This is a genomic window from Acinetobacter sp. CIP-A165, assembly GCF_000367985.1.
In the GTDB taxonomy this organism is placed as follows: Bacteria; Pseudomonadota; Gammaproteobacteria; order Pseudomonadales; family Moraxellaceae; genus Acinetobacter.
Map to the genome: position 1 here is coordinate 174,292 of NZ_KB849202.1, position 12,513 is coordinate 186,804.

A 12,513-nucleotide genomic window follows, 5' to 3' on the forward strand; every position below is an offset into this window, starting at 1 on the left:
TTATAAACATCAATATATGGAGTATTTTATGACACGTAGACCAAGAAGAAATCATTCAAATGACTTTAAAGCTAAGGTAGCACTTGCTGCGATTAAAGCAGAAAAAACACTTGCTGAATTGAGTGCTGAATTTGATGTTCATCAAAACCAAATTATTGACTGGAAAAATCAACTGATTTCAGCTTCCTCGCAAGCTTTCGATCAATCAAAAGCTCCAACAGAACCACCCATCGATCTAAAAAAACTACATGCAAAAATCGGTGAGCAGGCATTAGAAATTGATTTTTTAGAAGGTGTGTTGAAGAAACTGGGTCGCTTCAACCACAAAAGTTAATCGATGACTCACTTCAGATTTCAGTATCTAAGCAAGCTAAGCTGCTGAAAGTCTCCCGTGGTTGTTATTACTATCGCCCAAAACCTGTGAGTGAATCAGATCTGAAGCTGATGCGCTGTATGGATGAGTTACATATGCAATACCCTTTTGCAGGTAGCCGTATGATGCGTGATTTATTGAATCGTCAAGGACATCATATAGGACGACGTCATACACGTACTTTAATGAAGAAAATGGGCATTAATGCGTTATATTGCAAACCAAATTTAAGCCAGGCTAATCAAGCTCACCGTAAATATCCATATCTGCTCAAAGGATTGGCTATTCAGCGCAGTAATCAAGTGTGGTCTACGGATATAACGTATATCCCTATGGCAAAAGGCTTTGTTTATTTATGTGCTGTGATTGATTGGCATAGCCGCAAGGTACTTGCGCATAGAGTATCGATTAGTATGGAGGTTACATTTTGCATAGAAACATTAAATGAAGCTATTGAAAAATATGGCCGACCTGAAGTCTTTAATACAGACCAAGGCAGTCAGTTTACCAGTGATGCATTTATTGATGTATTGAAATCAAATGGCATTCAAATCAGTATGGATGGTAAAGGTCGATGGGTTGATAATGTGATGGTTGAACGATTATGGCGGAGCGTTAAATATGAAGAGGTGTATCTCAAAGCCTACAGCAATGTTTTGGATGCGAAGAAGCAATTAAACGCATATTTTGAATTTTATAATTTGAAACGACCTCATTCGAGTCTGGACAAAATGACTCCAGATGAGTTTTACTATGACCAGCTACCACAACAAAATAAGGTAGCTTAACTAGAGCAGAGTATCACTTATAAATAAGCTTTTAGTTGTTCAAACAAGTGGGACCACCTCTGTAATTTGATCTCTATTATAGATAAGATAAATGATGGTGATATTTGTAGTTCCTCTGAGTTTGCATCAAAGTTTCCTACCACTCTTAGACGACTAACTTATGAAGAATTTGATAAGCTTCTTAATCATGGTTATGAATTAGCAAAAAAATAGACTAAATTTGTCTAGGAGAGTGGTGGCAGTCCATCAGAAACTTTGAGCGTTCTCCGCTCACATATCTGAATTGAAGAACAAAGGCTGATTGGTTTTAAGTAAACTTCTTAAATTCATTTATCGTTGAGAGAAGAGAATCTAAAGCTTCAGCTTCGTTTATTTCCTTTAAGCGGAACAAATTTACAATTGAGATTAATTTTTTTACACGAATTCTAATTTGAGGAGAAATATTGCTCATATCTATATCTCCTTGATCATTTTTTTCATTGTATTCAGTTGCTAGATGCACATAATGTGACATAGATTCATTGTTTGCGTGCATGGTAACTTTTCGGCATGCATTTGAAGCAACACTCAGAATACTTGAAAAGCTACCTTGTGCTGATATTTTCTTAATTGCTTTAGCTATATTAAGGGTAATAAATCTATGGCGAAAAGAATGATTGGTTAGGTGCTTCAGAGCCTCACAATATTTACTACCGTTAATAACCTTTTTTGCATAATTTTTTAAATAAGTAGATTTTAATGGTTTTCCTGTGACTGAATCGACAAAAAGAGCATCATGCTCCATATCAGGAAACATATCTTCAATTATATGGACGTATAAAAGAATAACTTGAATATCCTCATGGGTAGTCTTTACTGATCGAGTTTTACCTTTGTATTTTCCTTTCCTTATGGGGATATTTCGGATTATTGGCTGCTTGTCACTGATGAGTAATGAATCCGCTGCCTTTTTTATCATAGTTCGGGTTATCTCGTGAGCCTCACTTATTCTAGAACCTGTAATATCTAGTAATGTGGTTAAGGCCTCCCACCTGCTTATGAGGAATGTATTTATTCTTGGGTGGTTGGTTGTACAGTTGATGGCATCTAGCCACATAACTAACTCGTGATCATGAACGTATTCAGCTTCAGAGGCAATGTTAATTAGTCCGACAAGTGATTCATGATAAAAGTATTCACCTGTTATACTGCCTTTCTTGAATTTAAGTTTTTCATAGTGCACGCTGAATATTTTATCTGGATCTTTCTCTGTAGTACCTAGTTTCCATTCTGGATATATTTTACTCAGATAATCTATATACTCAATTGCAGTCCTTCCATGTTGAATAACAGTACTGTCTTTAATATTTCTATCTTTTGACTCCTTAATATATTGATAAAGAGTGCTGTCATTAATCTCACTCAGATTTATAGAATTATTTTCAAGGAAATCACAGAACAAATTTAAACTATATGCTTTTTTCTGAACGGTTTTTGCTAATGGGCGAATATTATATGTTTGTGAACCACCGCCATAATGCGTAATAAATGAATTAGCATCCCAATCAAACTTACCACCTTTTTTTAAAACCATGGGGAGTGGGCAAGCATTGTTTTGGTCTATTCGCCTACTAGTATTGAGAAATTTAAGGTTAGGATCTTTTGCAACGACTACAGAAGACATTATTTAACTACCCATAGTCGATTTCTGCCTAGGATTTGAGCTTGAGAGAGAATAAGTTTTCTATATGCAGCATCGATTTCCTTATCTTCTCGACATTGATCTAAAAGGCTCATATAAGCTCTATATACTTCCGCTAAAGCAACACGTAATTCCTCGTTTTCAACTTTTAGTTTGTTTACTTCATTTTGTGATATTCTGGCGGTGGCATTACCTTTATCCCTCGTTTCTGATTCTGAGAGTTTAGAAAGCCTATGATTGGCATTTTTAATTGAATCAATTAGATCATTTAAATATTTTAAGTTATGCTCAGCATGAGCTGTATTGTAAGAATAAGATATAATATTAAGATCACTATCATCCCACTTATGAACTGAAGTTTGTGAGATGGTGTTTTTTTTCATTTCCAAGCTGCTAGGTATATCTTCAAAGTATTCTATCTTATTTATGAGTTCAGTTTTTCGCTTTATAGATGAGGATATTTCAATCTTTTTATCGATAACTGGTTTCGAAGTTTCGCCCTTCTTAAACTTTGACATAACTAAATTCCTAGTTTTATGGTTTAATAAAGTAAAAGAAAACTTCGTTTCCATCAATTTTACAGAAACGGACTTGTTGACCTGTTCTTTCTTTATGTTCGTCAATCAATCTACGGACCAGTGTCTCTAGTACAGTTGAAATTTTTGTTGACTGTCTGGCGTTGTTAATGATGCTTCTCACTGCTTGATCACCATTAATATGCTTGTTTAATGATGCCCCTATCCGTGCAATAGTAGCCTCAGCTTCGTCGATCCATTCATCATCAGGTGACACTTCTGCATAGTAGAATGTTTGATCGAGGTTAGAATGACCCATGAACCAAGATAGCTCATCTAATCCAACTTGATCTGAGAAGTTAAAATACACTACAGCAAATAGTCTTCTAAATTGGTGTGTTGATGGATACCATCTTTTTCCATCGATTAGGGGGGATTCAATCCAGTCCATAAACATATTAATGGAAGCATTAATATAGTCATTGCCTAAAGGGTATTTCGAGTTTTCCCCACCATCTTCACGAGCCGCACTGATTGATCTATATGACAATGCACAACCAAACAAAAATAGTTCATTCTCATCTCCTATAAAACCTCGTCTTTCTTCAAGTTCACATACCATTAAAGCGAACTCTAGACCGTAATCGTATATTAAATCAGGGATAGGTCTATGTACTTTTTCTAACTCTAACCTTTCTGAGCTTTTAGGAATTTTCATGACTATGTCAAACAAACCATCAACTGGGGATTGTACAAAGCAATTACGGTTTAAAGTCCGCAATGATGTTGCTCTGCCAGCAGAGAAGCTGGCGATCAGAATCCATATTGCAGCTGTGTAAAGTCTGATAGCCATATTAACAGACATGCCATTTCTTAATTCGCTATAGTCAAATTTACTGAAATCTGCTTTTTCCCATGACGTAATGATTAAAGGTTTGAGCGCGCGTGGGATCTTAGTTGTTTTGTATACATAATTCTTTATCTTTAGGCTATGTTGCCTGCTGGTTGATAAAGCTATACCTAGTTCCTTTATCCTGTTAACTTCGCCTTTAGATAAATCCGAAAGGTACTGACGAAGTGGTTCCCCATAAACGCGTGCAAAATGTAATGCTGAGGAAATTGTATGAAGGGATAATGGAATTGGCATCAATGGAGTTTTCACTCTATCGATCATTTCATCAAAAATAGTCCTTCCCACAGAAAACAGTTTCATTGGCGAATACTGAAACTTATATTTTTGGGCAGTTCTTGCAGTAAAAAAGGCTTCCAGTTTAGATATTTCATTAGAGATTGTACTTTGACTTGGATACAAATCAAAGTCTATGTCAAACTCTCGTGTACATGCATTATTGTATTCTCGCTTATACGCCATTTGAGAAAAAAAGCCATCATCTTTTGATTCTAAGTATTTAATTATCTTGTATTTAAGACTTTTAAATTCCCTAGTTGTAAGAGCAAACTCAGTTTTTATTAAAGACCAGTTTATATCGCGCCTTGAGTTCCATTTTATTAATATAAAATTAACTGCTTTTTCAAACAAATCCCTCTCTACATTGAAAGATAACAAGTAATGTTTCAATTCTTTGAATTTGATTTGCTCTAGGCTTCTAACTAAAGGTTCATTCTTGGAAATACGAAATTCATTTGCATGGTAGATGAGGTGAATTACAGATAGAGCGATATCCGAAATCCTGGCTGGTCTTGTAATTTTACCTGTTGTATCAAGATACAGAAGACTGTTACGTATATCTATTAATAATGCTTCATTAATTTTGTCAGTTAAATACTCATTATCTGCAATCTTTTGTTTGAATTCAAACTTTTGTGCTTTATTAATGTTTCCCTTATAGAAGGTTAAATTAATACCCACTTTGGATAAGTACCAAGTTTTATCATTTATAGACTCGTTCAACATCCATCGAGGTTTAGGGTAAGAGGAATTAACAATGGTCTCTAGCAAGTCATTAGGGTCTATGCGTTCCTTTATAGGGCTTAAATTACTTTTCATTATTTACACACCTAAGAACTATTTTTCTCGACATTTAACTGTGCTGTCCTAAGCATATGCTTCATCATTACTGAGGACTCTTGTCCAATCTTATCAAGTACATCTTTACAGTTTTTCTTTAACTTCTCATCTTTACCATCTTTCGCATATTTTATAGCTAACTGAAGATTTAGATCAGATACACAAAAATATAGTGGGATATCTTCCTCATTATCTATACAAGGGTTAGTTAGTTTTTCGTATAAATTACCTCCCATATCTGGATTATTGAAAACTTGTTTTAGCTGTAATTTAAATTCGGCCTCACTCATATTTAGTGACTTGAAAGGTAATTTATCAGATGAGGTAGCCATAAACAGAAATATCTTCTGAAAGTTTCTTATTTTGAGTCTGTAAATTATCTCAGTTAAATATTTCGGGATGTAACGATTAAGAGTTGTCTTAACAGTATTGCCAAAATATGTCGAAGTCTTGATGGAGTCGCCATTTGAATTTAAATAAATTAAAACACCTTTTGATGCTCGTACTTTTTTTAATGTAGCTTCCTGCAAAGTCGTGTTCTGAGTTGAGAGCGTCAAGCAGAACTTATTAAATTTATTTTGGAATGTTTCAGGACATGGAACAGTGGTACCGTGACAAGATAGGCAAACCCATAGATCTCGTATTCCCAAGGTCTCTCTGATTCTTGCTGTCATTTCTAATGCCATTCTTAAGCAAGTTGCTGCATTTATTTCATATGCATCTATATCGGCTAATGATTTACAAGATCCTTCTGCTTTTCTTGAGCGAGCGCTTCTAGCTCGTGGCTTTAAAGCTTTAATTCTTACAGAACCCTCATCATCCACTATAACAAATTCATGGCCGTGACCGTCAGATGATATTTTTACTCTATAAAGCGAGTACGGATTAATCCCTAATTCTTCTGTGATGATGGTTTGCATCGCAGATGCAATACTGCTTGTTAAGCCTAGATATCCAAGGATATCTTCGCTTATAGCGAGATTGTTAATATTATGTTGAGTTTTGCTATTTAGTAGATCATTAAAGTAATGATTGTAATAAGCAGTTAAATTATTTAAGCGTAATGGATGTGCGCTATTAAAAGGGTTTACCTTTGACTTAGAATTGCTGCCTTTTGTTCTACTTACGAGTAATTGAGGGTGGTTCATGAATTCATCAAACTGGCTTTGCTCTATGATGATATTTTTATTACAAAACTTTTTGTACCCCTGAAAAACAATCTCTTGGGCGTTTTTCACAAGCATACACAAGTTATATGAAAGTTCGCTCTTTAAAGACTCGATAAATTGGGGGGTGTTTATGTATTCATCACGCTTTTTTTCATCATACATGTCCACTTCACAAATGAGCGGGTTGTCTTTTCGCACCTTTTCCGTATTTATACACCTACGCAAATTGTCCGGAAGTTCAACGTTTTCTGGCAATACGCCATGTTTAACTAATACATCAAGTGAGTTCTTAACGTTCTGGAATTTACCATATGCTGTATTTCTTTGATATTCATCAAGCAAGTTACCTCTATATTTTAAAAGCTCACCTTGAATAATTCTGGGATGTTTATACCACTCAATATTACTTGATGAAATTTGCTCTAAAAATTGAATTAATGGGCCTCTATGATGTTTCTTATGCTTAAAACTGTTAACGTGCTCTTTTAATCTATTAGCAATTTCTGGAGTGCAGGTGGAGTTTAGTATTCTCTTAAAGTTCTCATCGGCGCTAGATTCATGTGAGAAAAGATTAGATATTTCTTCTGGTATAATTTCAGATTTAATTAGTTGGAATTGAGATTCAGTTGGTAAAGTAAGAAAGTTATCTAGTTTATTTGATTCTTGTTTACTAAAAAATTCTATATTAATTAATTTCTTAATGAGCATTTGAAGATCACTTATTAAAATTCTACTGCTTTTAAAAGTGTATCTTTTGCAGAGGTCTATTCGAATATAGTGTAGGCTTTTAGCTAGTTCACCTGGATCGTTATTGTTAAGTGCTTCATACAGTACTGCTATGTATGTTTTTAATAAAAATGATAGTTTGGTTTGTCGCTGCTTACCCGACTGAGATATAAAATTGGAAATTAAATAATAAACATCAGCATTCAAAATTCCTGATAAGTATTCAAGCCTTAGTGCAACAGTAGGTGAGAGAGAATGATCTTTAGCGTTGTCTACTGTCTCTGATTTGGAAAGGTCATAGTTGATCTTGAGAGAAACCTCGAATGGAATTTTCTCAGACTTACAGGCTTCGTATTGAGGTTCAGTGAGAGTACACATGAGGAAAGATAGACCATCGACATTTCCGCCTTTGAAATAGCTCTCATAAATCATGTGCTTTATGAGCAAGCAAATCTGTTTATACCTTTCATTTGCATATTTAAATTTATTCTGCTGGCAAAGGTCCGCACGAATGTAAGTAAGGTTAAGAATTAGCTCGTTTTTATCATCATTTTTGAAAGGTGAATGGATCAGTTCGATGTACCGAATCAAGATAAGGGAAAGCAAGGGCTGTTGATCCGTGCTCTTAGAATCAATCCATTTTCTGACCAACTCACCGACACTAATAAACGTAGATAAAAAAATGAGCCTTTCGTCATGATCTATCACAGCCATTCTCTTTTTGATAGTTTCAACTAGTGAAGATGTTCTATTTTTATATCAAAATCTCATTTATTACAATAGTCTTTGCATGATGAAAGGTTAGATGTAAGGTGACACTTTGACGTGATTCCTAAAGTAGAGAAAGTCTGGGCTGAATTTCGACCTGCCGATGCTGAAATCGTACATCTCCCTACGAATTGTCCAGTATGTGATTCACCAGTGGTGATGCCAGAAGGAGAGGCATTAGCACGTTGTTCAGGCGGTTTGTATTGTGCTGCGCAACGTATTGAAGCGATCCGTCACTTTGTATCTCGTAAAGCCTTAGACATTGAAGGCTTGGGTGATCGATGGGTGGAGTCACTTTTACATCTTGATTTGTTGAAAGACGTTGCTGATATTTATCACCTGCATGAACATCGGACGACGCTACTGACCATTGAAAAAATGGGCGAGAAGTCTGTCCAGAATCTGATTGATGCGATTGAAGCCAGTAAGAAAACCACCTTAGCGCGTTTTATTTATGCATTAGGAATTCGTGGTGTCGGTGAAACGACAGCACGTATGCTTGCCAATACTTTTCAAACACTTGAAGCTTTAAAACAAGCCGATGTTGAAGCACTAAAGAAAACACCTGATGTTGGTGATATTACAGCAGAGTGGATTGCAGACTTTTTCCAAGCGACGCACAACCTAGAAGTTTTAGACCGTTTATTGGCTGCTGGAATTCACTGGGATGCACCAACAGCACCAACACGCCAACCGTTAAATGGGGAAAGTTGGGTGGTGACGGGTACGCTAGAAACGATGGGGCGTGATGAGGCAACTCAAAAGCTTCAAGCCTTGGGTGCTCGTGTGAGTGGCAGTGTGTCGAGTAAAACCAAATGTGTTGTTGCTGGTGAAAAAGCGGGTAGTAAGTTAGAGAAAGCGCAGAAACTAGAAATTAGAGTTTTGAATGAACAAGAATTTTTGGAATTCTTGGTGCAGTATTCGTAAAAATTGTAGGCAGCGATTACCATCGCTGCCTACAGTATTATCTTAAATATATTTTCGCACTACACCATCATCTAGTAGTTGTTGAAAGTGTTCAACAACACTTGATTCGATGTCTCGGTACTGAATCCCAAGTTCTTGTTGGCTCTTTTGTGCATTAAAATATATTGGATAACCCATATTCAGTTCAACAAATGATCTGGAAAACCCAGCCAATGGTCCAAATAATTTAAACGCTGTTTTAGGCAATTGATTTCGCGGGAATGGAAATTTATTGCCAAAATTCTGACGTAAGATTTTCCCCATTTCCAATAAACTTAAAGTACCGCCGCTAATAATATAACGTCCTTTTGCATTGGCATTGGTCGCAGCTTGAATGTGCGCATCTGCGACATCACGAACATCAACGATTCCATTCCACATCGGTGGCACACCGAGCAAGGTCATACCATTGGCAAATTGTTGTAAGACTTCGACACTGCCTGATTGAGTGTTTGCTGTTAATGATGGTCCCATGACCAGCGCAGGATTAATACAGACCAAATCCCAACGACTTTGCTGTTCAGCCATTTCCCAAGCTTTACGTTCTGCTGCGACTTTTGAATAAGGGTAAGGTTGGTGGGTTTCATTACTGGTATTGTTCCAGTGACTTTCATCAAACTCATTATTTGATGTATTTAGAATTTCGACAGCATCGCCATAGGTTGATGCAATGCTTGAGGTGAGAACCACACGTTTTACCGATTCAGTACGGTTTACGCTGTCCAATACGTTTTCTGTTCCAATCACGGCAGGTTTAATAATATCTTTGATCGCATCTTTGTAGTTGGTGACAACAAAAGGGGAGGCAGTATGAATGACCACTTCACAACCTTGCATGGATTCATCAAAAGAACGTGGTTCAAGTAAATCTGCCTTGAAGAAGTGAATTTGCCCTGATGACTGTTCTGCAAGATCGTAGAGGTGTTGGATCTTATTTTGCTTTGACGGGTCTCGAACGGTTGCATGAACGGTATATCCTTGATTTAGGAGACGCTCAATAATCCAACCCGCAATATAACCTGTCGCCCCAGTGACTAAGATTGGTTTACTTTTATCCATTTTGTATATCCACATCGTGTTTTTGTAAATGATTCTATTTAACCAGTTTTATGTGAACATACAACTATTGAATGATTTTTTTTAGCTATTTTGATCAAATCATGAATTGAATAAGAAGCATTGCCAATCGTTACAAAAAACAAAATATAGCGTTTTGAGTGAAATCATGGTGATACAAAAGGGTTCATCCACTGCAAAGGCTTATTTTATTTCAATAAATTGGGTTAATTAGAACTGTAAATGCGTATGTTTCTCATTTTAATTTTATAAAAATCATAAACTTACACACAATTTTTTTTGCAATTATAGGTTAAGTTGCTCATAATAAATGTATTCGAAAGGAGTAAGTATTATGCGTGGCAATCCAGAAGTCATCGACTATTTAAATATGCTCATTGGCGGTGAATTGGCTGCTCGTGATCAATATTTAATTCATTCAAGAATGTATGAAGATTGGGGTTTGAGTAAGATTTATGAACGCATTGATCATGAAATGCAGGAAGAAGCTTCTCATGCTGATGCAATCATTCGTCGAGTTTTGTTTTTGGAAGCAAAACCGAATATGAACCGCGAAGACATCAATGTGGGTACAGATGTTGTGAGCTGTTTAAAAGCAGATTTAGCGCTTGAATATCATGTTCGTGAGAAACTTGCGGTTGGTATTAAGCTATGTGAAGAAAAAGGCGATTATATTAGCCGTGATATGTTGCGCCAGCAGCTTTCTGATACTGAAGAAGATCATACCTATTGGTTAGAAAAGCAATTACGTTTAATTGAATTGATTGGTTTGCAGAACTATATTCAATCGCAAATGTAAGATTTATAGATCAAAAAACTCAGCTTAATCGCTGAGTTTTTTTTTGGTAATTTATTTCTTTTGAGCAGTGTTTAAATCTTTCAATACTTGATCCGCATGGGTTTGTGTATTCACACTGGTATAGTGATACAGAATTGCGCCTTGTGGATCGATGAGAAAACTTTCTCGTTTCGCGATTTTGGTTATGCCTAAGTTTCTGACGATGCCAAATTTACTGGCGAGCGTGCCTTTTTCATCCGCCAAAATTGGGAAGGGTAAGCCTAACTTTTCAGAGAACTTTTGATGCGAAGCAACGTCATCTAAACTGACACCTAATACAACCGCATTCGATTTTAAAAATTGTGGATAGAGTGATTTAAATTGGTTGGCTTCTTCAGTACAGCCTGCGGTGTTATCTTTAGGGTAGAAATAGAGTACCACCCATTCGCCTTTATATTGGCTTAAGGTATGCCATTTTCCACTTTGATCTTGTAGTTTGAAATCAGGGGCAGATTGTCCGACCCATTCTTTTTGAGCGGTATTTTGCTTAGAAAATAAGGTGTTTTGTGCGCTACTTAAACTTGGTGCGCTAAGTAAAATAAGAGAACTACATAGAATAAGAACTTTGGATTTTATCGTAGCCATTATCTTGATCTCAAAGTGTGGTAGACGCTTACTTTAGCAAATTTAAAAATTTGATGTGCGAGTAAATTCTTTACAGGGCTTTTGATTGTTTTATATAGTTGAATTTAAATGAAGTATAACTAAAAGGAAAATAGAGTGGATGTCGGTGTAGTGTTAATTAAAACAAAATTGGGAACGTGTCATTCCTGCGACATTATTGGTTGATTTGGAAAATAATGATTAGAAAAAACAGGTTATAATTTTGAAAGTTTGCATAATTGGGTCATAAGGTGAAGCACAAGATTTTACTCATCACAGGATGGGGCGGTGGCGTTGAATTATTAAAACCTTTACATGATGCTTTAGCGCAACAAGGACATGAGGTTGAGCGAATCAATATTTTTAATGCTTTTGATGACGATGTTTTAGAACAGCATGTTGAACTTGCACGAAAATATGATGTGATTGTGGGATGGTCTTTAGGCGGTGAACTTGCAACATTGTTGGTCAATTTGATTCAGCAGCAATATACAGAGCAAAAGGTTTTAATTACGCTAGCTTCAAATCCGTGTTTTGTCGCCCAAGAAAATTGGATGACGGCGATGCCAGTCGAGACCTTTATTCAGTTTAAGCAGTCATTTGAGCAAGATGCGATTACCACCTTAAAACGGTTCGGACTACTGGTGTGTCAAGGTGCAAGTTCTGCGAAAAAAGATTTTTTGGCAATGCAAAAGTTGATTCAGCCACAACCGATTGCATTACTTAAGCATGGGTTACAATTGTTGGAGCAGTTAAATCTGGTCAATATCTATAAAAATTATCAAGGTGCTCAGTTGCACGTGTTTGCAGAGTCTGATGCCTTAGTTCCTTACCAAGTTGTAGAGAATGTGCGTAATTTGGCTGCAAAGAATCAATCTGTTGTTTCGGTTGGTAGTGCATCACATGGTTTCCCATGTTTTATGGTGAATGAAACTGTGCAAATAATTGAAGATTTTCTTAAATAGGCGGGTTAATCTTGT

The 12,513-nt window shown here is 36.2% G+C and carries 9 protein-coding genes and 1 pseudogene; 4 read left to right on the top strand and 6 right to left on the bottom strand.

What is annotated here, in order from left to right; all coding sequences use genetic code 11:
• Positions 1 to 16: 16 nt before the first annotated feature.
• Positions 17 to 1,161, top strand: a protein-coding gene (locus F991_RS17115) for an IS3 family transposase (protein WP_155757138.1) whose coding sequence is annotated in 2 segments (ribosomal slippage) — positions 17 to 281 and positions 281 to 1,161 — 1,146 coding nt in all. Because the reading frame shifts where the segments join, the coding sequence is not laid out codon by codon here.
• A 307-nt stretch (positions 1,162 to 1,468) separates the two neighbouring features.
• Here the strand turns inward: F991_RS17115 and F991_RS06380 are convergent.
• From F991_RS06380 to F991_RS06395, 4 genes are read right to left on the bottom strand one after another with little or no spacing between them, the layout of a single operon-like run.
• Complete coding sequence (locus tag F991_RS06380; protein ID WP_004669936.1) at positions 1,469 to 2,824, bottom strand: site-specific integrase; 1,356 nt, start codon at positions 2,822 to 2,824, stop codon at positions 1,469 to 1,471.
• Positions 2,824 to 3,360, bottom strand: a complete 537-nt coding sequence (locus tag F991_RS06385; protein ID WP_004669939.1) for a hypothetical protein — start codon at positions 3,358 to 3,360, stop codon at positions 2,824 to 2,826. Before F991_RS06385 ends, F991_RS06380 begins: the two co-directional genes overlap by 1 nt.
• Before the next feature lie 16 nt (positions 3,361 to 3,376).
• The gene (locus F991_RS06390; RefSeq protein ID WP_004669944.1) at positions 3,377 to 5,365 is read right to left on the bottom strand and encodes a site-specific integrase; all 1,989 of its coding nucleotides are present in this window, start codon (positions 5,363 to 5,365) and stop codon (positions 3,377 to 3,379) included.
• 11 nt (positions 5,366 to 5,376) lie between these two features.
• Positions 5,377 to 7,995, bottom strand: coding sequence for a hypothetical protein (locus tag F991_RS06395; RefSeq protein ID WP_004669946.1), 2,619 nt, complete (start codon positions 7,993 to 7,995; stop codon positions 5,377 to 5,379).
• Between the two features lie 108 nt (positions 7,996 to 8,103).
• On the opposite strand from F991_RS06395, the pseudogene F991_RS06400 reads away from it, so the two are divergent.
• Positions 8,104 to 8,976, top strand: a pseudogene (locus tag F991_RS06400) (helix-hairpin-helix domain-containing protein); the annotation flags it as partial.
• A 42-nt stretch (positions 8,977 to 9,018) separates the two neighbouring features.
• On the opposite strand, the gene F991_RS06405 reads toward F991_RS06400, so the two are convergent.
• The gene (locus F991_RS06405) at positions 9,019 to 10,074 is read right to left on the bottom strand and encodes an SDR family oxidoreductase (RefSeq protein WP_004669949.1); all 1,056 of its coding nucleotides are present in this window, start codon (positions 10,072 to 10,074) and stop codon (positions 9,019 to 9,021) included.
• Between the two features lie 352 nt (positions 10,075 to 10,426).
• Between F991_RS06405 and ftn the strand changes: the two genes are divergently transcribed.
• The gene (gene ftn, locus F991_RS06410; protein WP_004669950.1) at positions 10,427 to 10,891 is read left to right on the top strand and encodes a heteropolymeric bacterioferritin subunit Ftn; all 465 of its coding nucleotides are present in this window, start codon (positions 10,427 to 10,429) and stop codon (positions 10,889 to 10,891) included.
• Between the two features lie 51 nt (positions 10,892 to 10,942).
• On the opposite strand, the gene F991_RS06415 is transcribed toward ftn, so the two are convergent.
• The gene (locus tag F991_RS06415) at positions 10,943 to 11,518 is read right to left on the bottom strand and encodes a peroxiredoxin (RefSeq protein WP_171063455.1); all 576 of its coding nucleotides are present in this window, start codon (positions 11,516 to 11,518) and stop codon (positions 10,943 to 10,945) included.
• Positions 11,519 to 11,772: 254 nt separating this feature from the next.
• On the opposite strand from F991_RS06415, the gene F991_RS06420 reads away from it, so the two are divergent.
• Positions 11,773 to 12,498, top strand: coding sequence for an alpha/beta hydrolase family protein (locus F991_RS06420; RefSeq protein ID WP_034595485.1), 726 nt, complete (start codon positions 11,773 to 11,775; stop codon positions 12,496 to 12,498).
• Positions 12,499 to 12,513: the final 15 nt, after the last annotated feature.